Source organism: Myxococcus sp. MISCRS1 (assembly GCF_026626605.1).
Taxonomy (GTDB): Bacteria; Myxococcota; Myxococcia; order Myxococcales; family Myxococcaceae; genus Myxococcus; species Myxococcus fulvus.
Genome location: NZ_JAPNKB010000001.1, coordinates 730,128 through 754,992 on the forward strand (window position 1 = coordinate 730,128; position 24,865 = coordinate 754,992).

17 protein-coding genes are annotated in these 24,865 nt (G+C 70.8%); 3 read left to right on the forward strand and 14 right to left on the reverse strand.

The window, feature by feature from the left end:
• Positions 1–8: 8 nt before the first annotated feature.
• Both OWM54_RS02630 and trmFO read right to left on the reverse strand, forming a co-directional pair.
• Positions 9–1,667 carry a gliding motility protein gene (locus OWM54_RS02630; protein WP_267696532.1) on the reverse strand — a complete coding sequence of 553 codons (1,659 nt, stop codon included), beginning with the start codon at positions 1,665–1,667 and terminating at the stop codon, positions 9–11.
• Complete coding sequence (gene trmFO, locus OWM54_RS02635) at positions 1,664–3,037, reverse strand: methylenetetrahydrofolate--tRNA-(uracil(54)-C(5))-methyltransferase (FADH(2)-oxidizing) TrmFO (protein WP_223751769.1); 1,374 nt, start codon at positions 3,035–3,037, stop codon at positions 1,664–1,666. Before trmFO ends, OWM54_RS02630 begins: the two co-directional genes overlap by 4 nt.
• Before the next feature lie 286 nt (positions 3,038–3,323).
• On the opposite strand from trmFO, the gene OWM54_RS02640 reads away from it, so the two are divergent.
• Positions 3,324–3,710 (forward strand): TraR/DksA family transcriptional regulator, encoded by a 387-nt coding sequence (locus tag OWM54_RS02640; protein WP_141329652.1) that lies wholly within the window; start codon positions 3,324–3,326, stop codon positions 3,708–3,710.
• 57 nt (positions 3,711–3,767) lie between these two features.
• Here OWM54_RS02640 and OWM54_RS02645 read toward each other — a convergent pair whose 3' ends face one another.
• The 8 genes from OWM54_RS02645 to pgeF all read right to left on the reverse strand — a co-directional run bounded on the left by OWM54_RS02645 (position 3,768) and on the right by pgeF (position 12,536).
• Positions 3,768–4,349 carry an ExbD/TolR family protein gene (locus OWM54_RS02645; protein WP_267696533.1) on the reverse strand — a complete coding sequence of 194 codons (582 nt, stop codon included), beginning with the start codon at positions 4,347–4,349 and terminating at the stop codon, positions 3,768–3,770.
• A gap of 3 nt (positions 4,350–4,352) precedes the next feature.
• Positions 4,353–4,874 carry an ExbD/TolR family protein gene (locus OWM54_RS02650; protein WP_074957437.1) on the reverse strand — a complete coding sequence of 174 codons (522 nt, stop codon included), beginning with the start codon at positions 4,872–4,874 and terminating at the stop codon, positions 4,353–4,355.
• Positions 4,875–4,894: 20 nt separating this feature from the next.
• Positions 4,895–5,635: a MotA/TolQ/ExbB proton channel family protein gene (locus tag OWM54_RS02655; RefSeq protein ID WP_223784669.1), complete on the reverse strand. Its 741-nt coding sequence runs from the start codon at positions 5,633–5,635 to the stop codon at positions 4,895–4,897.
• A 75-nt stretch (positions 5,636–5,710) separates the two neighbouring features.
• Positions 5,711–8,287: a type I DNA topoisomerase gene (gene topA / locus OWM54_RS02670; RefSeq protein ID WP_223751771.1), complete on the reverse strand. Its 2,577-nt coding sequence runs from the start codon at positions 8,285–8,287 to the stop codon at positions 5,711–5,713.
• A gap of 11 nt (positions 8,288–8,298) precedes the next feature.
• Positions 8,299–9,420: a DNA-processing protein DprA gene (locus OWM54_RS02675; RefSeq protein ID WP_267696534.1), complete on the reverse strand. Its 1,122-nt coding sequence runs from the start codon at positions 9,418–9,420 to the stop codon at positions 8,299–8,301.
• A gap of 135 nt (positions 9,421–9,555) precedes the next feature.
• Entirely contained in the window at positions 9,556–10,788 is a 1,233-nt protein-coding gene (locus OWM54_RS02680; RefSeq protein ID WP_194869556.1) for a LysM peptidoglycan-binding domain-containing protein, read from the reverse strand.
• A 26-nt stretch (positions 10,789–10,814) separates the two neighbouring features.
• Positions 10,815–11,687 carry a tetratricopeptide repeat protein gene (locus tag OWM54_RS02685; protein WP_141332706.1) on the reverse strand — a complete coding sequence of 291 codons (873 nt, stop codon included), beginning with the start codon at positions 11,685–11,687 and terminating at the stop codon, positions 10,815–10,817.
• An 84-nt stretch (positions 11,688–11,771) separates the two neighbouring features.
• Positions 11,772–12,536, reverse strand: a complete 765-nt coding sequence (pgeF, locus tag OWM54_RS02690) for a peptidoglycan editing factor PgeF (protein ID WP_267696536.1) — start codon at positions 12,534–12,536, stop codon at positions 11,772–11,774.
• A 192-nt stretch (positions 12,537–12,728) separates the two neighbouring features.
• On the opposite strand from pgeF, the gene OWM54_RS02695 reads away from it, so the two are divergent.
• Entirely contained in the window at positions 12,729–14,654 is a 1,926-nt protein-coding gene (locus OWM54_RS02695) for a sensor domain-containing diguanylate cyclase (RefSeq protein WP_267696537.1), read from the forward strand.
• A 20-nt stretch (positions 14,655–14,674) separates the two neighbouring features.
• Here the strand turns inward: OWM54_RS02695 and OWM54_RS02700 are convergent, their stop codons facing one another.
• The 4 genes from OWM54_RS02700 to OWM54_RS02715 all read right to left on the reverse strand — a co-directional run bounded on the left by OWM54_RS02700 (position 14,675) and on the right by OWM54_RS02715 (position 20,915).
• Complete coding sequence (locus OWM54_RS02700) at positions 14,675–15,268, reverse strand: SGNH/GDSL hydrolase family protein (RefSeq protein ID WP_267696538.1); 594 nt, start codon at positions 15,266–15,268, stop codon at positions 14,675–14,677.
• Positions 15,269–15,284: 16 nt separating this feature from the next.
• Positions 15,285–16,742, reverse strand: a complete 1,458-nt coding sequence (locus tag OWM54_RS02705) for a trypsin-like peptidase domain-containing protein (RefSeq protein WP_267696539.1) — start codon at positions 16,740–16,742, stop codon at positions 15,285–15,287.
• 77 nt (positions 16,743–16,819) lie between these two features.
• Positions 16,820–18,409, reverse strand: coding sequence for a glycoside hydrolase family 57 protein (locus OWM54_RS02710; RefSeq protein WP_267696540.1), 1,590 nt, complete (start codon positions 18,407–18,409; stop codon positions 16,820–16,822).
• A 25-nt stretch (positions 18,410–18,434) separates the two neighbouring features.
• The gene (locus OWM54_RS02715; RefSeq protein ID WP_267696541.1) at positions 18,435–20,915 is read right to left on the reverse strand and encodes a DUF4912 domain-containing protein; all 2,481 of its coding nucleotides are present in this window, start codon (positions 20,913–20,915) and stop codon (positions 18,435–18,437) included.
• Between the two features lie 133 nt (positions 20,916–21,048).
• Here OWM54_RS02715 and OWM54_RS02720 point away from each other — a divergent pair, with 133 nt between their 5' ends.
• Positions 21,049–24,828, forward strand: coding sequence for a glycosyltransferase (locus tag OWM54_RS02720; protein WP_267696542.1), 3,780 nt, complete (start codon positions 21,049–21,051; stop codon positions 24,826–24,828).
• Positions 24,829–24,865: the final 37 nt, after the last annotated feature.

The window sequence follows — 24,865 nt, forward strand, 5'->3', positions numbered from 1 at the left end:
CCTCCGGGTCAGGGCAGCGCGCTCACGCTGTAGACGCCCGCCTTGGGCCCCTGCGCGATGATATAGACGGCGCGCGAGTCCTCCTTGCCGCCGAAGTACACGGGCACCTGGACGCCCTGGTCCAGCGGCTTTCGCGCCTGCGTCTTCGCGTCGTACACGGCGATGTCGTACGTGTCCGAGTCCATGCGGGCGTACGTGGCCAGCACGCGCTTGCCATCCGTGGACAGCTTGTAGCTGAAGATGCCCTGGAGCCACGTCTGCGGCTCGGCCTTCTGGGGCAGCTCCAGCGCCTTGAAGTCACACGCGCGGCCGTTGCGGATGCAGTTCGAGCGGAACACCACCTGGCCGTTGCCCGGCATGAAGCCGTAGCCGAACACGCCCCGGTGCACCTTCTCCGCCTTCTCCGCGCCCAGCGGATAGAGCATCAGGTCCACCGAGTACTCGGGCTTGAGGAAGCGCGAGAGGAACGCAACGTAGCGCGCGTCCGAGCCCCACACGAAGTTGGGCACCCGGTCCCCCACCCGCTTGGGCGCGCCGTCCGGCAGCGACGCCACCGCCATCAACCCCGCGCGCGCCGTCACGTCGTACTTGTCCAGGAAGCCCACCGCCTGCGAGTCCGGCGAGAAGGCGAAGGTCTCCACGCGCTCGCCCACCTTGCGGCCCGGGCCGCCCGCCGCGGGGCCCACGTACAAGTCTCCCGGCACGTCCGGCTTGCCGTTCTCCGAGCGCGCCAGCCACTTGCCGTCCGGAGAGAAGCCGAACGACTGCGACGCGACGGCCAGCCGCTTCGGCTTCTCCGCGGGCAGCTCCGCCAGGTAGAGGTCATAGAGCCCGCGCACGGACTCGCTGCGCACCTGGAAGGCCACGCGCTGGCCATCCGGCGACACCGAGTAGTCGCCCACCTGGTCCGCCAGCTTGCGCGGCGCGGCCTCCGGCTTGTCCACGGTGACGACCGCCAGTCCGCCCGCCGCGGACAGCCGCCGCTTGAACAGGAGCGCCTTGCCGTCGGCGGTGAACTGCGCCGTGCTCACCTCGGCCGCCACGTCGACGAAGGGCCCCGCGGGCAGCGGCCCCAGCTTCAGCTTGCCGCCGTCGACGAACGCCACCTTCGTTCCATCCGGCGAGGGCAGCATGTAGCTGACCGCCGTGCCGAGCACCGCCGGCTCCGCCTTCGCGTCGTCGAGCGTCGCCACGTTGAGCGTGCCCGACTGCGAGGCCGGGTTGTAGCCGGTGAGGTACAGCGCGTAGCGCGAGTCGGCCGAGAACAAGAGCCCGCCCGGCACGTTCGTCACGCTGTCGCCCAGCTTGCGAGGCTCCCCTCCCTCCACCGGCACCACGCGCAGCTCGCCCAGCAGCATCTGCGGCGGCACGCCGTCCAGCCGGGGCTTCTGCCCGTTCATCAGGTACGTGGCGAAGCGCCCATCCGACGTGAGCCGCAGGTCCGCCGCGCGGCCCGCGTCCAGCAGCAGCCCCTGCCCCGCGCCCGTCGGAGCCCGCCCGGTGGGGCTCGGCGCGGCCGGCGCGCTCGGCGCCGCCGCCGAGGGCGTCGCGGCCGACGGGCTCCCCGCCGGCTTCGCGTCCTCGCTCTTCTTGCATCCGCCGCCAGCCACCACGAGCGAGGCGACCAGCCCCGCGCCCAGAAGTCGTCCCAGCCTCGGCCGAATCATGCGCTCCTCTGCTCCTCGTGCTCCGGGGCGCCCGATGCCGGGACACCCGCGTGTGGCAGCCACGCCGCCAGGTCCGTCCTCGCGCGGGCCGAATACGCCACCCGCTTCTCCGCCTTCTTCATCCGCCCCGTCAGCGGCGGGAAGAGGCCGAAGATGATGTTGGAGGGCTGATGCGGGTAGTCCGGCGGGTGCGCTTCGCCCGTCACATGCCGGAACAGCGCGCCCAGCGCCGTCGTCGCCGGGGGCGGAACCCACGGCTTGCCGCTCAGCCGCGCATGCAGCGCCAGCGCCACCAGATAGCCGCACGCCGCGCTCTCCACGTACCCCTCCACGCCCGACACCTGCCCCGCGAAGAACACCCGGGGCTCGCTCTTGAGCGACAGGTCGCTCGACAACAGGCGCGGCGAGTCGATGAACGTGTTGCGGTGGATCTGCCCCATCCGCAGGAAGTCCGCGTTCTGCAGGCCCGGGATGCAGGTGGTGAAGATGCGCTTCTGCTCACCCCACGTCAGGCGCGTCTGGAAGCCCACCATGTTCCACGCCGTGCCCGCGCGGTCCTCCATGCGCAGCTGCACCACGGCATGGGGCTCCTTGCCCGTGCGCGGGTCCCTCAGCCCCACCGGCTTCATCGGCCCGTAGGCCAGCGTGTCGTCGCCGCGTTCCGCCATCACCTCGATGGGCAGACAGCCTTCGAAGTATTTCGGTTCCTCGAAACTGTGCGGAACCACCTTCTGGCCCGCCTTCAGCTCCGCGATGAACCGGTAGTACTCCTCGCGGTTCATCGGCAGGTTCAGGTAGTCGTCCCCGCCGCCCTTGCCATAGCGGCTCTGCCGGAAGGCCACCGTCAGGTCGATGGAGTCCGCCGACAGGATGGGGGCGATGGAGTCGTAGAAATAGAGCTTCTGCCCCACGTGCCGCTCCAGCTCGCGCGTCAGGGCGTCGGACGTCAGCGGCCCGGTGGCCACCACCACGGGGCCCTCCTCGGGCAGCGTCTCCACCTCGCCCGCCACCAGCTCCACGCCGCCGGAGTTCCTCAGCGCCTGGGTGATGGCCTGGGAGAACCCCTCGCGCTCCACCGCCAGCGCGTCGCCCGCGGGCACCCGGTGCGCATCCGCGCTCGACAGCACCACCGAGCCCAAATCCCGCAGCTCCGCGTGCAGCAGGCCGATGGCGCTCTCCGGGTTGTCCGAGCGCAGCGAGTTGCTGCACACCAGCTCCGCGAGCGAATCCGACTTGTGCGCTGGCGAGCGCTTGTGGGGCTTCATCTCGCGCAGCACCACCGGCACGCCCCTGCGGGCGAGCTGGTACGCGCACTCCGTGCCCGCGAGACCGCCGCCAATCACCGTCACCCGCTGCTTCACGTCCGACATCCGCGTCCTCCCGGGAGCGCCCACGCGCGCGTGCCCGTCAGCCAACAGTTAGCAGGACTGGCACGCCCTGTCCCGACCGTGAATCCACGAGCGTCAACCCGTCGTCGGGGACAGGCCGCCGTGTCCGCCCGCCCGCCCCCCGAGCCACCTTTGCCCCCCGTTGGAAGGCGCGGTTTCCGCACCTGGGTTGCACCCCTACGTTTCTCGCGTTCGTCGCTCGGGGCCGCGTGCTTCCGAGCGAGCGCAAGACGCACTCGAAGCAGCATCCACGAAGACGAGGCCCATCATGAGCCGAGCCCAAGACTTGCTGAGGGTACGCGAGATACTCCAGCGCCGCAGGCGGGAAATCCTCACCACGAGCGACGGCGCGCACCGCGAGCTGACGGCGCTCAAGGAGCAGGAGCGCGACCCCGAATACGAGGAGCAGGCCCAGTCGGAGCTGGCGGACTACACCCTGTCCAGCCTGATGGAGGCCCAGCGGCGTGAAATCATGCTCATCGACGCCGCGCTGCGGCGCATGGACATGGGCGTCTTCGGCGAGTGCGTGGACTGCGGCCAGGAGATCTCCAAGGAGCGCCTGGAGGCCCTGCCCTTCGCCATCCGCTGCGAGGAGGACGCCACCGCGCACGAGCAGGAGATGCGCGGCGGCCACTACGCCACGCCGTCCCTCTAGGCGACGCGGGACACGGACACGGGCCGGGCGCTCCCTGACTCACGCCAGGGGGCGCCTTCAGTCTCCGTCCTTCGTGAGGACGACGAAGCGGTAGTTCTCCAGCTCGTTCTGTCCCGCCGTGTAGAGCACGCTCAGGAGCATGTCGTACGGCACCTTGCGGTCCGCGATGACGGACAGCTCCTGGCTGAAGGGCGCCTGCGGATTGCGCTCCGCGATGTACTTGAGCTTCTCCACTTCCTTCTTCAGCCGCGCGTCGAGCGGGAGCACCAGCCGGCCCTGGAGGGCCTCGGCCGGGAGCTGACCGTTCACCAGCCGCAGCACCTCGCGCTCGCCCACGAGGATGCTCTTGGGGGTGATCGTGACGGCCACCGTGTCCCGGGGCGTCGCGCGCGTGGTGGACACGGGGGGACGCACGTCCTCGGACGCCGTCACCGCCGCGGAGGACGAGGCGAAGGACTTGAGCAGGAACACCAGGAGGATGGTCATCATGTCCATCATCGCGGTGATGTTCAGCTCCTTGATCTCCCCCGCCGCCTCGCGCTCCTTGCGCTTCTTGCGCGCCAGGGCCCGGCGGTAGCGCAGCCGCGCGAGGGCCTCCTCGTCGACGACCTCCGGCACGTGCGGCAGCGTCTCGGCCATGGCTCAGGTCCCCGCCAGCGTGACGTCGGGGAACAGCAGGCGGCGCTGCGCGCCCTGCTCCTCGCGGATGGCGTCCATCGTCTGGATGAGCGCGTCGTAGGGGATGTCCGCGTCCGCGCCGACGATGACCTTGGTCTCCTTGGGGAACTCCGACTTGATCTTCACCATCCACGCGTTGAGCGCGGCGTAGTCGAAGTCACCGTCGGCGCGGGTGGGCACCGTGGGCGCCCCGGCCTCGCCGAGGATGGCGTTCTCGCTGCTGACGAAGTGACCCTTGCGCGAGATGAGCACCGACAAGGTCAGCTTCGGCTCGTCGCTCGCCGACTCCTGCGTCATGCCCGCCGACGGAGGGCCGTACGCCGGCGCGCTCACGTTCAGGATGCCGAACGAGGCCAGGCCGGTGATCGACAGCAGCATGAAGATGATGAGGTTCATGAGGATGTCGAGGTACGGGACGACGTTCAGCTCGCCCGACTCCTCTTCCTCGCGGACCTTCAGCTTGCGGCGGGAGTAGTAGAACGCCATGGACGCGCGCTCCGCCCGCGCTACGACGCGCGAGCCTCGAGCTCCGTCGCCGCCGGGTCCACGCCGCCGCGCCGCGACAGCAGGTTCTCCAGCTTCAGCGCGTGCAGCTCCAGGCTCTCCACCATGCCCTTGGCGTACGACGTCAGGAACAGGTGGAACACGATGCACAGCACCGCGATGGAGAGCGCGAAGGCCGTGTTGTTCATCGCCTTGGAGATGCCCTCCGACAGGAGCACCTGCTTCTGCTCCGCCGGCACATTGCCCAGCGCCTGGAAGGTCCCGATGAGGCCGAAGATGGTGCCCACCAGGCCCACCAGCGTGGCGATGTTCGCCAGGGACCACAGCCAGGGGATGCGCTTCGTCACGTGCGGGCTGTACTCGACGATGGCCTCCTCCACGCCCTTGGCCACCTCGATCTCACCCCGGTTGGCGTTCACCAGCCCCGCGCGGATGACCTTCGCCAGCGGCGCGTTGGGCGCCATGGCGCAGACCTTCACCGCCCGGTCCAGGTTGCCGCTGCGCACCAGCTTGGAGATCTGCTCCATGAAGGGCGCGGGGTTCAGGTTGTAGCGGAACACCAGCGTGACGATGCGCTCGGTGGCCACCGCCAGCGCGCACGCCAGCCAGAACAGGTTCACGAACATGAACGGACCGCCATCCTTGAAGAACTTGATGACGGAGTCCGTGACACCCAGCTTGCCGGCGTCCGCGGCCGCGAGGCTCGCGTTGACCAGCCACTCGCTGACCACCGAGGAAATCATTGGCCGGGTTGTAGGGCGGGCCCGCCGAAGCTGTCAAGCCACGGACGGGCCAGCCCCCTGTAAACACTTGGGTTTTCAGGCAGCCGAGCTGGTCCCCGGGTCCGTGGGGACGCCCGGCTGCTCCGCGACCTCCCGCCGGTAGTCGCACTCCTTGTTGGGGCAGGAGATGTACGCCCCGTCCCGCTTGGAGAACTTCTGCAGCAGGTACGGCGAGGCGCACTGGGGGCAGGACTCGGCGAGCGGCCGGTCCCAGGCGGCGAAGCGGCAGTCGGGGTAGCGGTTGCAGCCGAAGAAGATCTTCCCCCGGCCGCTGCGGCGCTCCGTCAGGTAGCCCTGCTTGCACTCCGGGCAGTTGACGCCGATGGAGATGGGCTTGGAGGTCTTGCAGTCCGGGTAGCCCGAGCACGCCATGAAGCGCCCGAAGCGGCCGCGCTTGATGACCATGGGCTTGCCGCACTTCTCGCACAGCTCGTCCGTCGTCTCCTCCTCGACGATGACGATCTTCCCCTCGGCGTCCCGCTTGAAGTCCTTGGTGTTCTTGCAGTCGGGGTAGTTCGAACAGGCGAGGAAGTGCCCCATCTTTCCGAACTTGATGACGAAGTGGTTGCCGCACTTCTCACAGGCGATGTCGGTCTTGATCTCCTCGCGCTTGACGTCGCGCATCTCCGCCTTCGCCTTCTCGAGCGTGTCCTTGAAGGGCCCGTAGAAGTCGCGCAGCACCGCCACCCACTTTGCGCCGCCCTCGGAGATCTGATCGAGCTTCTCCTCCATCGTCGCCGTGAAGGTGACGTCCAGCTCGTGGGGGAAGTGCTTGACGAGCATCTCGTTCGTCATCTGCCCCAGGTCCGTGGGCCGGAAGCGGCTCTCCAGCTTCTCCACGTACTTCTTGTCCTGGATGGTGGAGAGGATGGCCGCGTACGTGGACGGCCGGCCGATGCCCTTCTCCTCCAGCTCCTTCACCAGCGTGGCCTCGCTGAAGCGCGGGGGCGGCTGGGTGAAGTGCTGCTCGTGCACGAGCTTCTGCAGCCCCAGCTTGTCGCCGTCGTTGAGCACCGGCAGGTCGCCCACCGCGTCGGCGCCGTCCGCGCTCTCGTCACCGGCGGCCTTGGCCTTCTCCTTCTCCGCCTCCTCCTCCGGCGTCAGGCCCGCGCCGTACACCGCGAGGTAGCCGGGGAACTTCAGCGTGCTGCCGGAGGCGCGGAACGTGGCCCGGCCCGCGGCGATGTCCGCGCTCGTCTGGTCGTACACGGCGGGCTTCATCTGGCACGCCACGAACCGGTTCCAGATGAGCTCGTAGAGCCGGAACATGTCCTGCTCGTCCATCGCGTCGAAGAACGGGCGCACCCGCTCCGGCGGGTACTCCAGCGACGTGGGGCGGATGGCCTCGTGGGCGTCCTGCGCGCTCTTGCGCGACTTGTAGACCACCGGCTCCTCGGGCAGGTACTCCGCGCCGTACTTCGTGCCGATCATCTCCCGCACCTGCTTCACGGCGTCGTCCGACAGACGCGTGGAGTCCGTGCGCATGTACGTGATGAGCGCCGTCTGGCCCTCCTCGCCGAGGGGCACGCCCTCGTAGAGCTTCTGGGCCAGCGTCATCGTCTTCTTCGCGGTGAAGGACAGCCGGTTGGCCGCCTCCTGCTGGAGCTTGGACGTGATGAAGGGCGCGGGCGCGTTGCGGCGGCGCTCGCGGCGGTCCACCTTGGCCACGTTGAAGGCGGCGCCCTGCAGCTCGGCGACGAGCGCCTCCGTGTTGACGCGGTCCTTCAGCTCCACCTTCTTGCCGTCCACCTTGGACAGCTTGGCCTTGAACGGCGGCGGGCCGGACGGGCCCTCCAGGAGCGCGTCCAGCGTCCAGTACTCCTCGGGGACGAAGGCCTTGATCTCCGCCTCGCGCTCCACGATGAGCCGCACCGCCACCGACTGCACGCGGCCGGCGGACAGGCCCCGGCGGATCTTCTGCCAGAGCAGCGGGGAGATCTGATAGCCCACCAGACGGTCCAGGATGCGGCGCGTCTGCTGCGAGTCGTAGTTGTCCTGGTTCAGCTCGCGCGGCTGGGCGATGGCTTCCTGGATGGCCTTCTTGGTGATTTCGTTGAAGGTCACCCGCATCGCGTCCGGGTGCGCCAGCTCTTCCTTGATGTGCCACGCAATGGCCTCGCCCTCGCGGTCGGGGTCCGTGGCCAGGAAGACCTTGTCGGCGGACTTCGCCATCTTCTTCAGCTCGTTGAGCACCTTCTCCTTGCCCTTGATGACCTCGTACTCGGGCTGGAAGTCGTGCTCGACGTCGACGCCGATCTTGCTCTTGGGCAGGTCCTTCACGTGCCCCACGGAGGCCTTCACCGTGTAGCCGGAGCCCAGGTACTTCTTGATGGTCTTCGCCTTCGCGGGCGACTCCACGACGACCAGGTAGTGCGGCCCCTTGCCGCGAGGCGTGGCCTCCTCCTCCGCATCCGCCTCCACGGAGGGCAGCGCGTCGTCGTCACCCTTCTTCGTCGCGCGCCGACGGGCGGCCGTCTTCTTCGCCGCGGCCTTCTTGGCCGCAGGCTTCTTCTTGGCGGCGGTGCGACCGGCCGCCTTGCCGGCTGCCTTGCGGGGCGCCTTCTCCTCGGTCGCCTCGGTCTCTTCCGCCTTCTTCTTCGTCCGCGTGGCCATGACTCTCCTACCTAGAGCTTCTCGTACAACCTGCCCGGGTGCTGGAGGACCAGCCCCGTCATCTCCAGCTCCACCAGCGCGCTCACCAGCGCGGCCGGCGTGAGGGTGCTCCCGGCCAGCACCTCGTCGAACGTCCGGGGAATCCGGTCCAACACCGCATAGGCCCCGCGTGCTTCCGCGGAGAGCCGGGCCCAGCAATCCTCCCTGCCCGGCGCCACCATCCACCCAGGGTCAACACCCACCGCCCGCCAGACGTCCTTCACGTCCAGGCACGCGCTCGCGTGGCCCTCTCGCAACAGCGCGTTGCAGCCCGCCGCCCCCTCCTGCCGCACGTCCCCGGGCATCGCGAGGACGGGCCGTCCCTGCGCCCGCCCCGCCCGGGCCGTGTACAGACTCCCCGACTCCGCCCCCGCCCTCACCACCAGGACCGCATCCGATGCGCCGGAGATGAGGCGGTTGCGCCGGGGGAACGTCGTGGTGCTCGCCCGGACCCCAGGCGGCAGCTCGCTGAAGAACACCCCACCCCGCTCCAGGAAGTGGGGCAGCAGGCGGGCCTGCGCCGGGTCCAACGCGTCCAGCGCCGACCCCAGGAACGCCCAGGTCTCCCCTCCCGCATCCAGCGCGCCCCAGTGACACGCCCGGTCCACGCCCGCCGCCGCTCCGGAGACCACCCCCACCCCGCCCTCGGCCACCTGACGGGCCAGCGAGCGGGCGAACGGCAGGAAGCCCTGGTCCGGACGCCGGCTGCCCACCATCGCCACCCGCCGGCGCGGGGGGCCCGGCTGGCCCCGGAAGAACAGCAGCGGCGGCGCGTCCTCCACGTCCCGCAGCCGCTCCGGGTAGGCCCGCTCGTCGGCGAACGCCACCCGCGTGCCGCTCGTCCGACACAGCTCCAGGAGTCGCTCCGCCACGGCCGGCAGCCCCGCCACCGCCGCCAGCCTCTGGCGGACCTGTGGGGAAACCGGCGCGTCGGACACCCAGTCCCGTACAGGAGTCGAGGCCAGGGGCGCCAGGCGACCGTCGGCGAACGCGCGCAGGGCGACCAGCGTCCTCGGCCCCAGGCCGGGAACGGCCCAGAGCGCCAGGCACGCCTGCTGCTCCGCCGTGAGGCTGTCCGTCTCAGCGTCCGCCATACCAACCCCCACTCGAGACCCACCTATATAGAAGATGGGTCCCCTGGGAGGGGCGCGACACATAAACACCGGGCCGCCACCGGTCAAGCACTCAACCCCTCCGGCGTGGAGGGGGATGCACTTTTCCTGCCGGACTCAGCGGCTGGCGCTGGTCGCCGGCGCGGCGCCGCTCGGACGCATGAGCGCGCGATCTCCCGTGGAGACCTCTTCCAGGGAGTTCATCATGAGGCAGTTGTTCGTGCGCTCCTTCACCTCGGTCACCATGCACGTGCCGATGCGCTCCCAGGGCAGCGCCTTGTCCGCCTCCGACTGGGCCGGCACGACCTTCTTGCCCAGCACCGCGCGCGCCGGATCCCCCTGGCGCAGGATGACGAAGGTGTTGCCCAGCTGCACGCCGTCCGCGCTGCCCTTGTCCAGGACGATGGTGTTGTGCTCGCCCAGGAGCGTCAGGTACGGCACCAGCGAGGTGATGACCGTGGCGTTGAGGTCCTTGGAGTTCGTGTTCGGACGCGGGGCCACGCGCTCGGTGAGCTTCTCGCCGTAGGGGCCCACCAGGAAGCCGCGCTCGATGCCGTCCCAGGTGTCGACGATCTGCGCCGTCACCAGGCCCTTGTCCACGCGCACCACGCGCAGCGTGCCCGCGAAGTCCGTCAGGTAGCCCAGCTTGGCGCCCGTGCGCGGGTGGTGCACCGCCTGCGTGGTGTGGAACACGACGTAGCGGTCGCCCACCTTCGCGTCCGCCTTGCGCTTGAAGCGCACGTAGACGTTGTCCGGGAAGGACAGCATGTGCGCGCCGTTGGGCGAGCCCTCGATGCGGCCCGCCTCGTCCAGCTCACGCGGCGTCACGAAGCCCTGCGTCGTCACGGGGCGCGACGAGGACACGTCGTAGCCGATCTTCCCCGTCACGGTGACGGTGTTGTCGGCGAGCTCCGTGGGCGCGACCACGTCCCCGGGGTCCTGCTCGGTCTCCACGCGCTGGGGGACCTCCTCGCCGGAGCCGAAGAAGCGCACCTGGTTGCCCGGGTAGATCCAATGCGGGTTGGCGATCTCCGGGTTGTAGGACCAGACCTTCGGCCAGTACCAGGGGCTGTCCAGGTAGCGCTGGGACAGGTCCCACAGCGTGTCGCCCTCCTGCACCGTGTGGACGGTGCCCGGCGCGCTCTCGCGGCCCCTGGGCGCGCCCGGGGGCAGCTGCACGGTGGTGCCGCCGGAAGGAGGCTCGGGGGCCTCGTCCATGACGTCGGCGCCTTCAGTCTCTCCGCCAGCCTCCGTGTCGTCCTGCTCGCCACCCTCCTGCTGCGCGAGCGCGCTCCAGGCGGGGGCGACGGCGAGGCTCAACATCAGCGAGGTGAGGATCCGGGAGCGCATCGCACGACTTCCTTTCGATGAAGACTTCACTGCGAGAGCGCGGCGAGCCGCTGCTCCGCCTGCGTGGCGGCGGCCGTCCCCGGGAACTGGGTGACGACGCGCGTGTAGAGAGCCCGGGCATCCGCGGCCTGGTTGAGCCGCACCCGACACTCGGCGAGCCGGAGCATGCCGTCCAACACGGCGTCCCCGGCGGGATAGGTGGCGATCAGCCGCTCGAACGTGCTGGCGGCGTCCTTGAAGTCGTTGAGCCCCATCTGCCCCAGCCCGCTGAAGTACAGCGCGTTGTCCGCGCGCGGGTGGCGGGGGTTCTCCTCGGAGAAGCGGCGCAGGCGCTGCACGCCCCCCTCCACGTTGCCGGTGCGCAGCATGGACACGTACTTCTCGTAGTCCGCGTCGAGCACGTCCGGGTCCGGCTGGTCCGCGGGGTCCTCGCCCCGCGTGCTCACCATGGTGGCGCCGCCCGAGGAGGAGATGGAGGCCACGGGCGCGGAGTCCTCGCCCACCGGGCTGATGAACATCTCCATCTGCTCGGAGTCCGGCTCCACCACCGCCACCTGCGTGTTCAGCCTGGGCGCGGGCTCGAAGCGCGGCTTGAGCTTCACCACGGACAGCTCCGGCGTGGACATCAGCGCCCCACCCGACTCCACCGCCGTGACGGGCACCGTCGCGGAGGAAGCGGGCCGGGCGGCGCTGGGAGCCGTGCGCGCGCGGTCCACCGCGGCGTGGGCCTCCAGGCGCTCCAACCGCTCCACCAGCCGGGACTGCGACTCACGCAGCGCGCGCACCTCGGCCGTCAGCGCCCCGACGTCCGCCTGGGAGGCGGCGTTGTTGGCACAGGCGCACAGCGCGCACAGCGGCGCGGCGACGAGCAGGCGGAAGATGACGGAGCGCGCGAGCACGGGCCTCGATGGACGCAAGGGAATTCCCCCGCGAGGATAGGAAGGCACGTCCAAGAGCGTCAAGAAAACGGCCGGAAGCCGCCCCTAGAACCGGTTCACCACCAGGTTCAGGTGCCGTCCGGTGCGCCCCGCGTCACGGCGGTGGGAGAAGAACCGCGAGGGCTCGCACGCGGTACAGGCCTGTAGCACGTCCACGTGCTCCGGCCGCAGCCCCGCGCCCACCAGCGACCTCCGCACCGCCCGGCTCAGGTCCAGCCGGACGCGGCCAGAGCGTTCCACCTCCACGACGTCCGCGCCGAAGCGCTGCGTGAAGCGCTGCCCCAGCTCCCGCGACACCTCGTAGCAGCAGCGCTGGATGGAAGGCCCCACCGCCGCGAGCAGCCGCTCCGGCCGGGCCCCCCGCGCCACCAGCGCCTCCACGGCGCGCGCGCTGATGAGCAGGTCCGTCCCCTTCCACCCCGAGTGGATCGCCGCCACGCGCCGCCCGTCCGGGTCCACCAACACCACCGGCACACAGTCCGCCGTCCCCACCGCCACCCAGGTGCCAGGGACTTGCGTCCACAGCGCGTCCGCCTCGCCCTCCACCGGCCGCAGGGCTTCATCCACCTGCTCGACGCGCGCCTCCAGCACCACGTCGCCATGCACTTGTGACACGCGGGACAGCGCGCCCAGCGGAGCCCCCGCCGCGCCCGCGAGCCGGCGCAGGTTCTCCTCCACCTTCTCGCGCGCGTCTCCGGTGGAGAAGCCCAGGTTCAGCGAGGAGAACGGGCCTTCGGACACTCCCCCCGCGCGCGTCGCGAAGCCGTGAGGGACTGGCAGGAGTCGGGACGTCAGCAACTCAATCGACATGGGGAAGCCTCTTCTAACCTCCCCTCCCCGCGCGACGCACGCGGACGTCGGCTCGCGCCAGCCGGATGCGCCAACGGAATGATAAATTTCCCATGGAAGTACGTTTGACAGTCCGCGTCAGCCCATTGACAATTCCGCGGACTCTTCGTGAAACGAGTGTCGTCTTTTCGAACGAAGTGACGCGAACGCGCCATGCCCCTGGGTCCCGACACCGTAGGCCGGAAGCTCCTCTGGAGCATCGCTCTGCCGGGCCTGGTGGTGGCGCTGCTGGGGGTCGGTCACTTCTGGCGCGAGGCCCGGGTGGCGGTGCAGGACGCCACGCAGGTGGAGTCGCTCGCGCTCGCGGAGTTCGTCGCCTCCACCTTCATGCTGCCGCAGCCTCCTGGCGCCCCGGCGCACGGGGCGGTGACGGAGGTGCTGCACTCGGACACGCGGCTGTTCCGCTCGGTCGAGGACGTGCGCGTGCTGACGGCGGACGGCATCATCCGCTGGTCTCGCAACCCGTCCGAGGTGGGCACCAGGCACCGCGAGGCCGCCAGGCTCACCCGCCCCGGGCCGGAGACGGCGCGCTCGGCGGACGGCGTCACGGAGGTGGTGCGCCCCCTGGGCGGACCGGAGTGCGGCGGCTGTCACACGCGCGGCGAGGTCCCTGGTGAGAGCGTGCTGCAGATGCGGATGTTGGAGCCCGCGCTGCACCAGCAGCTCACGCACGTGTTCGGCGGCGCGCTGGCGTCCATGGCGCTGTTCGCCATCCTGCTCGCGCTGGTCATCGCGCTCTCGCTGCACTTCAACCTCACGCGGCCGCTGCGTCGGCTGAGCGCGGCGATGGGGCGCGCGGAGGCCGGAGACCTGCTGGTGCGCGCGGACGTGCGCGGCACGGATGAAATCGCCCGGCTGGGCGCCGCCTTCAACCAGATGCTCGCGCGGCTCACCGCCATGAAGGCGGAGGAGATCGACACCCACCGAGATCTGGAGCTGGTGAAGGAGAAGCTCGCGCTCAAGGACGAGCTCGAGGACCGCCTGCGGGAGCTGTCGCTGCTGTTCGACATCACCCGCTCGCTCAACGACACGCTGGAGCTGGACGAGCTGCTCGACGGCGTCACCCGGCTGGTGGTGGAGCGGCTGCAGATCCCCGAGTTCTCCATCATGCTCCTCAACCCGGAGGGCGCGCTGGAGGTGCGGCAGGCGTGGCCGGAGCACCGTGGCTCCGAGGGCCTCACCTTCGCCCTGGGCGAGGGCGCGTGTGGACGCGCGGCGCAGACGCACAAGGCGGTGTACCTGCCGGACGTGGCGGACCCGACGAGCATCTTCGCGCGCCGCGGGCTGTCGGCGGACGCGCTGAACACGGGCGCGCTGCTGGCGGTGCCCATGGTGCACGCGGGCACGCTCCTGGGCGTGGTGAACTTCCAGCGGCCGCACATCGCCAGCTTCTCCGCAGGCGAAATCGAGCTGCTCACCGCCGTGGCGGACATCGCCGCGGCCGCGGTGAAGAACGCGCGGCTGCACGCGGAGACGGTGAAGCTCACCATGACGGACCCGCTGACAGGGGTCCCCAACCGGCGCCACCTGTTCCAGCGCATGGAGCTGGAGCTGGCGCGGGCGCAGCGCTTCGGCACGCCGCTGGCGCTGCTCATGGTGGACGTGGACCACTTCAAGCGCCTCAATGACCTGGCGGGCCACCGCGTGGGTGACGAGACGCTCCGCCGCGTCTGCGACATCCTGCGCACGCGCGTGCGCAAGGTGGACACGCTGGCGCGCTACGGCGGCGAGGAGTTCGTCCTGCTGCTGCCACAGACCACCAAGCAGGACGCCATGGACGTGGCGGAGAAGCTGCGGCGCGCGGTGGCGGAGCACCTGGTGCTCTCGCAGCCGGGGCTGCCCGGAGGACACGTCACCGTCTCCGTCGGCGTGGCCCACTTCCCCAGCGACGCCTCCACGCAGGAGGGCCTGGTCGACAGCGCGGACGCGGCCCTCTATTGCAGCAAGCGCACGGGCCGCAACCGCAGCACGGCGTTCGAGGTGGGGATGGAGATCCACCCCGGCCGTGAGCGCGGCCCCCACGCGCCTCCCGCGGAGGCCGCCGCGTCGACGCCTCCCGGTGGCGTGGCCAAGGCCTGAAACCGGGGTACCCCACCGCTTCAGCGCGATACGAGCGTGCGCACCGTGGGCAGCATCAGGTCCGCCCACTCCTCGTACCCCTCCTCCGAGGGATGGAACCCGTCCTGCGAGAAGAAGTGCGCCGAGCGCGGGAACATCTCACGGCTGGCCGAGTGCAGGTCCACCAGGTGCAGCCCCTCCGCGCGCGCCACCTCGGCGATGGCGGCGTTGAAGGGCTCGATGCGGCCCTCGTAGAGGGTGCTCGGCACCATCCGCGCAATCGGCGCCAGCGCCATGTCCGCGATGTTCACCAGCACGAGCGGCGCACCGGTCTGCTTGAGCCTGCGAGCGATCCGCTCCAGGTCCTCGCGGAAGTCCTCCAGCGCGGTGCCGCGCCAGAGGTCGTTGGTGCCCACGCCCAGGGTCACCAGCGTCGGCTGCGCGGCCACCGCCGCCTTGACCTGGCCGGTGAAGACATCCCGGATGCGCGCGCCGCTGACGCCCAGGTTCGTCAAGCCGAGTGACAGGCCATCACGGCGCAACCGCGAGGCGAGGCGCTCCGGATAGCCCCCTCCCCGCGTCGCGCCCACGCCCACCGCCGTGCTGTCTCCGAGCGAGACGTAGTTGACGCTCATGTGCGCCATCCCCCCGCTACGGCACGCGCAGCGCGCGCAGCAGGCGGCCACCACCCGGCCCCGTCACGCGCAGCAGCAGCGTGCTGCCCGCAGGCGCGGCGCGAATCACCTTGGCCAGGTCATCCGCCCGGGCCACCGGCTTGCGATTGACCTCCACCACCAGCATGCCCGCCTCGAGCTGCGCGCGGTCCGCGGGAGAGCCAGGCACCACGTCGGTGATGAGCGCGCCCTGGCGGTCCGTGAAGCCCGCCTGCTGCGCCGTGCGCGCATCCAGGTTCTGCAGGCTGACGCCCACGCGGCGGGAGCTCTCCTGCGACTCGTCCCCCTCCTGCTTGCGAGCGGCCACGCCCTCCAGGTCCGGCCGCGTGCCGAGCGTCACCTTCACGTCCTGCTTCTTGCCCTCGCGGAACACCGTCAGCGTGGACGTGCTGCCCGGCCGCTTGAGCGCCACCGTGCGCGTGAGCTGGCCGCTGGACGTCACCTGCTGCCCGTCGATGGCGGTGACGACGTCGTCGGACTTCAGCCCCGCCTTCGCCGCGGGAGAGCCCGGGTTCACCTGCGTGAGGATGGCGCCCTCGGTGACGGGCAGCTTGAGCGCGCCCGCCAGGTCGCGCGTCAAATCCTGGATGCCGACGCCCAGCCACGCGCGCGTGACAGAGCCGTCCTTCTCCAGCTGCGGCACCAGCGCCTTCACCAGGTTGCTGGGCACCGCGAAGCCGATGCCGGTGCCACCGCCGACGATGGCCGTGTTGATGCCGACGACCTCGCCCTTCATGTTGAACAGCGGACCACCGGAGTTGCCCGGGTTGATGGCGGCATCCGTCTGGAGGAACTCGTCGTACTGGCTCGCGCCGATGTCGCGGGCGCGCGCCGAGACGATGCCCAGGCTGACGCTGGAGGCCAGGCCGAACGGGTTGCCGATGGCGACCACCCAGTCCCCCACGCGCAGCGCGTCCGAGTCGCCCAGCTTCACCGTGGGCAGCCCCTCCACCTTGTCCTTGAGCTTCACCAGCGCGACGTCCGTCAGCGGATCCCTGCCCACCACGGTGCCGGCGAACGAGCGCCCGTCATCCAGGCGCACGGTGATGGAGACGGCGCCCTCCACCACGTGGTTGTTCGTGAGGACGATGCCCGTCGGCTCGATGATGAACCCCGAGCCCGCGCCCTGGCGCAGCGGCTCCCGCCCGCCCCTCCCGCCGCCGAAGAAGCGGTCGAAGAGCGGGTTGTCATCCATGCCACCGCCCATGCCCCGGGGACCGCCGCCCCCGCGCGCCTGCACGTCCACGTTGACGACGGCGGACTTCACCGACTCCACCAGCGGGGCCAGCGACGGCAGCGCCTGCGCCTCCCGCGTCGCGGGCTGGAGGTTGCCCGGCGCGGTCTGCGCCGGAGCCTGGGCCCAGGAGACCGACGGGACGGCGAGCAGGAGCGCGCCGACCAGGGCCCTGCGGAACATGACGGGAGAACGGTTCATATGCACCCCAAGCTAAAGCCGAAATGCGGTCCCGCAAGCGAAACGGCCTGTGGGCGGTCATCCAGCGGAACGTGGTGTCAGCCGGGCTGGTAGAGGCGGTAGTCCAGCTCCGGGAAGACGTTGTCGCGCGCCTCCAGCCCGGTGAGCCAGGGCTCGTCCAGGGTACCCGCGCGCAGCTCGTCGTGCAGGCGGAGGAAGTGGCGCACGTGCTCCTGGGTGCGGCGCTTGGCGTAGTCCACCATGGTGCCCGTCTTCATGATGAAGGCCCAGTCGGAGCTCTGGGCGAGCAGCAGCTCGCGAGCGGCCTGGTTGAGCGCGCGGCGCTGCGAATCGGTGGCCTCCGGGAAGTCCCGGGCCAGCTCCACCATCTTCCGAGCGCAGTGGTTCAGGTGGCGGTAGACCCAGTCGTTGCTGTCGTCCAGCCACATGTGCGCGTAGCCGCCCGCGCCCCACGAGGACATCGGCGGCGTGGCCACCTGGTTCTCGGGGTGGTCTCGCAGGTCGTCCGCCGGCGTCACCAGGTCGAAGGTGGACCGGGCGCGCGCGGCCTGACGGATGAAGGACTCGAGGAACCACGGCCCCTCGAACCACCAGTGGCCGAAGAGCTCCGCGTCGTACGGGGCCACCACCACGGGCTTGCGGCCCCCGAGCCGCGAGGCGAGGTACTCGAGCTGCCGCTGCCGGTTGAAGAGGAAGTTGCCGGCGTGGACCTCGGCGCGTGCGCGGGCTCGCGCGGGGTCATAGGGCTGCTTGTCGTTCGTCTTGCCGGTGATGCGGTAGTACTTGAAGCCCGTGTTCTTCCGGTCCCCCGTGGGTTGGATGTACGGGCGGATGTAGTCCAGCTCCAGGTCCCAGCCGATGTCCCGGTAGAACTCGCGGTACTCGGGGTCGCCGGGGTAGCCGTACTCGGAGCTCCAGACCTGCTGACTGCTCTCGGGGTCTCTCGCGTACGCGGCGACGCCGGCCTCGGTGAAGATGGGCGCGTAGGGCCCGTGGAGCGGGCGCGGCGTGGCGTCCGTGAGGCCGTGCGTGTCGACGAAGAAGTACCGGATGCGCTCGGCGGCGAGCACGCGCTCCAGGCCCGGGAAGTAGCCGCACTCGGCCAGCCAGATGCCCGCGGGGTCCTTCCCGAAGTTCTGCCGGTAGTGGTTGGCGGCGACCGACACCTGCGCGCGCACGGCCTCGGGCACCTGCTGCATCAGCGGCAGGAAGCCGTGGGTCGCGTTGCACGTGAGGATGTCCAGGTGGCCCGCGTCCTGGAGTCGGCGGAACGCGGAGACGAGGTCTCCCCGGTAGCGGTCATGGAAGGCGCGGCGCAGCGACTCGAAGTGGTCGCGATGGAAGCGCGCCAGGGGACCGAAGGTGGCGTCGGTCCTCGTGCGATGGACCTCGCGCTCGCCCAGCTCACACAGCTGCTCGAGCTTCCTCGCGTAGCGCTTCATCAACAGCTCGTCGCGCAGCATGGTGACGAGCGTGGGCGACAGCGTCATCGCCAGGCGGAACGGGACTCCATCCTCCGCCAGGGAATCGAACGCGAGCAGCAGCGGGAGGTAGGTCTCGGAGATGGCCTCGTAGAGCCAGTCCTCCTCGAGGAAGTCCTCGTGCTCGGGATGACGGACGAACGGCAGGTGCGCGTGGAGGACGAGAGAAAGGGAGCCCAGGCTCATGGTCGGTCGGGAGGTCCGTGGAGGTTCACGAGCGGCCGCCGCCCGAGGGCGGCTTCCGATGCGAGGGCTCGTTCGAGACAGCGGGTGGAGGACTCCTGACCTCCAGGACGCGCTCGGAGGCGGCGCGGTCCCTGGCGTCCGACGACCCGGAAGGCGCGTCGAAGAAGCCCGACACGGGGATGACCGACGCGGGCTCGTCGTGTCGCGGCGGCGCGGGCTCGCGAGTCTCTCGTGGGCGTGCCTCGAAGTAGCCGGACTCCGGCGAGGTGGGCGTCCCTGCGCCGGGGAGCTCTCGGGTACCCCGTGGCGCCTCGCTGTTCGCCGGTGTGGCCGCACCAGACACCCCAGGGCCCTGGTGAAGGTCCGGGCCCTCGCGCGAGGACGTGTCCCCATAGCGCAGGTCCGAGGCCTCGAAGGCTCGCGGGCTGGGCTCGACGTGGCGGGACGCCGCCACATCGCCATGACGGGGCCCCGCAACGACCACGGGCGACGCGAGGGGCATGAAGTCCGAGCTGGTCAGCGCGCGTGGAGGTGACACGAGGTACTGCCAGCCCGCGGCGTCGCTGTAGGCCCAATCCGATGCACCCGAGGCTCTCGGAGGTGACTCCAGATAGCGCCAGCCGGACGCTCCGGGGACGTGCGCGGAGGCATCGAAGTACCGCATGTCCGACGCGCCCGGAGCGCGCGGGGGCGATTCAAAGTATCTCCGGTCGGACGGCGACGGTGGCGCGGTGCCACCCGCGACGTCGATGTAGCGCATGTCCGATGCGCCAGGAGCTCGACCGACCTCCAGATACGCATACGTGGGGCGAGGACCTTCGACGGGTGGACGGGCGCCTTCGAGCCTGCCCACCGAGGGCGACTGATATCGCTGGTCCGAAGCCCCCGGAGCCCGCGGCGGCCCCACTTCGAGATACACGAGCGTGCGCGGCGCGGGAGGCGCGAGGGGCGGCTGCTCCGCGTAGCGCATGTCCGAGGCCCCGGCCATCCGAGCCTGGGCTTCGAGGTAGCGCTGCGAGGCGACGTAACGCTGATCCGAGGCTCCCGGCGCGCGTCCGATGCCGGCGAGGTGCGGGCCCGAGGATTCACCTGGAAGCACACCCTCGACGTCGAAGCGCTCGCGGTGGACGACGGGGATGTCCTTCATCCCCGCGCTTCCTGGCAGCTCCACGCGATGCCACGTGACGTACTCGCGCTCCTCCACCGGAGGCACCTGGCGCCTGGGAACGGGAGGCGCCTCGGGCTCCACGGGGACCGGGCGACGCATGAACCGCACGGAGGTGTCGGTCGACACGCCCGCCGGAGGAAGTGCAACCCGGTTGCTGGAACCACCGATTCTACGCGAACGACCATCGCGCCCGAGGAAGTGTGCCTCGATGCGGTACAGACGTCCGGAGGGCAGCCCGTGGATGTAGTAACCGCGCGTCTCGAGCACGCAGTCGAGCTCGCGCACGAGCGCGTCTCCGTCGAAGACCCGCAGCACGGCGCGAGGGGAATCGAGGTCACGCATCGCGCGCGTCCGCGTCGCGGCGCTGAAGTCCCAGAGCGCGAAGAGCGTGTTCGGGTCTCTCGCGAGCAGCAACACCGTGTCGTCCTGGTACTCGGAGGGCAGCGCATCCCGCGCGGAAGTGTGTCCCTCGCCTCGCTCCGCGGACACGGGCGGGTGCTCGACCTTCTCCTGGAGGTGATGACGTCGGGCCTCGCTCTCGCCAGCGACACGGGCGACGAAGAAGCCTTCGATGACCGGCTCCGCGCGATGCTGCTCGACGGGAGCAGGTGCGGGCGGCGTCGCCTGGGATGACTCGGGGGCGCCCATCGGCGCCGAAGGCGTGGGTGCCGAGCCCTCGGCCTCCGCCCTCGCGGGTTCACGAGGCGCTCGAGGCTTGGGCGGAAAGTTCACCACCTGCGCGGGCCGCGCCGAGGGAGGACTGCCGGGCTTCTCGGAGGCGCGCTTCGCGGCCACGCGCTTGGGTGCGGACACCCTCCCCTGCTCCGAGGGCTCCTCCGCCCGGGAACGACCTGGCTTCGGCTTCGACTCGGCGGGCGCCTTCGCCACCGTCACCGGGGACGCCCGAGTCGCCCGCTTCGAGGCCAGCGCGTCCTTCGTGGCGCCACCGAGAGACGTCGGGGCCTTGGCCTTGGCGGACACGGCCGGGGCCTTCGACGCGGCGGTCTTCATCAGGGGCGCCGCCTTCGTGGGGGGCCGGGCCCTGGCGGTCTTGGACGCCGGCGCTGGAGCCTTGGCCGCGGCGGCCTTCACCGGCGGAGCGGGTCGGGTCGCGATTTTCGCCGGGACCGGAGTTTTTTCAGCCGGGGCCTTCTTCGCGGCGGCCTTCTTCCCGGGAATCCTGATGCCCGCCAGCCGGGCGAGCTTCGCCAGCGCGGGCACGAAGGCGGCCAGGGCGGCGATCAACTCTTCCTTCTTGAGCTTGCTGTATCCGCTCCCCAGGTGCTTCCGAGCCAGCTCTCGCAGGGAGCCGACGGTGACGCTCTTGAGGTCGTCCATAGGCACCGTTCGCCTTTAGGTCGCTGGCACTGGAGGGTCAACGTGCCAGCATTGCTTGTGTTCGTCGCCCGACCCCCTCAGCTTCTCATCAACCGATGACACCCACGATGCGGCTGGGTATTCTGCCCCCGCTTTGAGCGACCTGCCCAGACTGCTCCTGTGCAGCTTCGACGTCATCCCCGGCCCATCCGGCTCGTCACGCCGTTTGACCGAGTACCTCAAGGCGTTGCCCGACCGCTTCTCTGTGGTGGTGCTATCGGCGAAGACGCCTGACCACTCCCATATCGAGAAGTACCAGGGCGCTCGGCTGCTGCGCGTGCCGGTAGGCTCGGGGGACCTCGCCTCGCGAATCCAGGCCTTCGAGCGGGCCGTCCGGCGCCAGCTCGAGAGCGAGGACTATGCGCTCGCCCACTTCACGGACCCCTTCGGGGGCTACGCGTTGTGCGAGCTCAAGGGGGACTACGGCTACCGCCTCATCTACGAGGCGCAGACCTTCCCGTCCCAGGAGCTGCGCTACACGCACCCGCAGACGGAGGGCGACCGGCGCTTCCTGTCGAAGGTCCGCAGGCAGGAGCTGTTCTGCCTGATGAACGCGGACCGCATCATCACCGGCTCCGAGACGACGCGCTCGTACATCCAGTCCCTCGGCGCGAGCGAGGACCTCATCCGTGTCGTGCGCGCCCCCGTGGACCTGGGGCCCTTCTCGCCCGACGTGCTGGGCGCTCCGGATGGGGAGCCGCTGCGGCTGATGTACCTGGGCAGTCACGTGGGCTGGCAGGGGCTGCCCACGCTGCTGCGCGCGGTGGCGCTGGCGGCGAAGCAGGTGGAGGTGCGGCTGACGCTCGTGGGCGCGCAGCACCCGGACTGGCAGCCGCACCTGGACGAGCTGGTGAAGGAGCTCGGCCTGAAGGACCAGGTGGAGTTCCAGCCGCCGGTGCACCACGACGACGTGGCGAAGGTGCTGGCGCTGGCGGACGTGGGAGTGCTGGCGCTCGACGATGTGGAGCGCAACCGGCTGCAGGGCGGACCGCTGGCGAAGGTGTCCGAGTACTGCGCCGCGGGCCGGCCCATCATCGCCGCCGACCTGCCGGTGTGCCGCGAGCTCATCCCGGCGGACGCGGCGGTGTTCTTCCCCGTCGGCGACAGCCAGGCGATGGCGGCCCGCATCGTCGAGCTGGCGCGCGACGTTCCTCGGCGAATCGAGCTGGGGCAGCGGGCGCGGGAGCACGCCGAGTCGGCGCTCGACGCGGGGGTCATCCGCGGGCAGCTGCTGGATATCTACGACTCGCTGTTGGACAAGCGCTCGGTCCCCGTGTCGGGCCGGAGCGAGGATGACCTGCCCGCGGCGACGATGGTGACGGGCACGCCGACCAGCCGGCTCGCGTCGCTGCTGCCGCCCGACAGCGGGCGCATCAAGATTCCGCAGCCGGCGAAGCGAGACCCCGTCGAGGAGAAGCCCGCCGAGCCCCCGTCCGAGGTGGCCGCCGAGGAGCCCCCCGTGGTGATGGGGATGGTGCTCGAGGACGGGTTCGATACGCGGCTCATCAAGACGGAGCCGGACGCGCGACCCATCGAGCCTCCCGTCGTCATGGGGCTGCCGCTGCGTGAGCGCGCCGCACAGACGTCGACTCCGGGCGCAGCTTCGTCGACCTCGGCCCCGACGACTTCCGAGCCCACGCCGGTGACGGCGCAGGGCATCCCTCCGGATCCGACACCGGTCACGCCCCGTCGCACGACGGAGCCCGAGGAGCCGGAGCAGGACGCGCCTGAAGCCTCACCTCGTCGCGAGGATGCACGCGAGGAGGACGCGGCGGAGGAGCGGCTGTCGAAGGTCCCGCCGCATGGGACGCCCCGGCTTGGCGATGAGCCACCGGCGCCGACGCCCGTGGAGTCACAATCGGCGAGGTTCCCGGGCGAGTCGCGCGAGGAACCGGGCGGGAAGGAGGCCCGTGATGAGCGCGCCGAGGAGCCTCCGTCGCCGACGCCCGTGGTTCGCGCGCCGGCTCCGCTTCCGATGGATGAGCCGCCGTCCCCCACGCCCATCATCCGCATGCCGGCCTCGTTGAAGGATGACCGGGGCGCGATGGCGCGGGACGGGGGGCCGTATTCCAACGGCCGCCATTCGACGCGGGAGGAGCCGCCCTCGCCGACGCCGGTGGTCCGGGCGCCGGCGCCGCTGCCGTTCGACGAGCCGCCCTCGCCCACCCCCATCGTCAAGGCGCCCGCGCCGCTGCCGTTCGACGAGCCGCCCTCGCCCACGCCCATTGTTCGCAGCCCTCTCGCCTCGCGAGCGGAGGACGACGCACCAGCACCGACTCCGATCATCCCCGCGCGCTCGGTGCTCGCGAGTCGGAGCACGTCCGCACGGGTCGAGACACCGTCGCGTCGGATGGCGCCGCTCACTCCGCAGACGAAGGGCTCACCCGACGGAGACCGCGGATCGACGCGAGTCGACTCAGAGCGTCCGTCGGTTCGTGGTGCGCCCGTACCGGATCCGGAGCGTCCCGCGGGGCGCGCGGGCGCGACAACTGACTCCGAGCCCCCCTCGGTTCGCGGCACGCCACTCCTCGACGCGGAGCGCCCCAACGGGCGCGCGGGGGTGGATTCCGAACGTCCCTCCGTCCGAGGCACTCTCGCGCCCGAACCCGAGCGTCCCTCTGCGCGGGGTATGCCCGCGCCTGAACCCGAGCGTCCCTCCGGGCGTACACCCTCCGTCACGGATGAGCGTCCCTCCGCGCGGGGCACGCCGGCTCCTGAACCCGAGCGTCCCTCCGGGCGTACACCCTCCATCACGGATGAGCGTCCCTCCGCGCGAGGCACGCCGGCTCCTGAACCCGAGCGTCCCAACGGACGCACGGGTGTGGACTCGGAGCGCCCCTCCGTCCGAGGCACCCCCGTCCCCGACCCGGAACGGCCCTCCGGGCGCACTCCGACGGTCCCCGAGCCCGAACGGGCCTCCGTGCGCGTCCCGAATCCCGACTCGGAGCGGCCCTCGGTCCGAAGCGCCCTGCCGGAGCTGACCGCTCGCGGTCACTCCACGGACCCGGATCGCAACACCCCGCGCCCCTCCGGCATCGTCGAACCGGAACGTCCTCGCACGGGTGAGACGGATCGGCTCCCGCCGCTCGTCCGTCCTAGCCCGCCGCCCGACCTCTCGCGCAGCGGATCACGCGGCAGCGCGCTCGACCCGGATCGCCCTCCGCCCATCCTCACCCCGGGAGCCGGCACCCCTTCCGTCGGAAAGTCCTCCCTGCTGGGCGACCTGCCGCCGCCCGACACCGACCGAGGACCTCCCGTCCTCAGCCCCTCCAGCGACGCCGACCGGCCCCCCTCCCTCCCCCCTCGCGCCACCAGCGCCCCGCCGCCCGTTCCCCGGCAGCGGCCGCCGCGCCTCTTGTCCATCGACGGGCCCCCTCGACTGGAGCCCGTCGACACCTCCGCGTCCCGCCCCGGCCTGCCCGCCATCAGGTCCCCCGAAGCCGAGGACGAACCGGAGGAGATCTCCGAGGACGAGGCCCACGCCATCGAGGATGGCGAGGAGGCGGGCCCCACTCCGCCCCACTCGCGCCCACGTCTGGACGATGAACCGGACGAAATCAGCAGCGACGAGGTCGAGGACGCCGAGGTCTCCGCCAGCAGCGCCGCCCAGCTCGTCGACGACGAGGACGACCTCCAGGAAGCCGACGCGGACCCCATCCCCGACGAGGACGAGGGCCCCCCGCCCGAGCCGCTCTCCTCGACGCTGAACCCCTGGTTCGCCCAGCTCGCCCACGGCTACTGTCCACCGGAAGGCACTCAGTTCGCGCGCCACACGCCCCCCACCACCTTCCCGGGGCGGGACGACGACGCGGATCCATCCCGAACGCCCTCCGCCCCCCGTGCACCAGGCGTCGTTCGCGGCAAGAGCTCGTGAAGCAGCCAACCGAGCACCCTCCGGAAAGTTTCCAAGC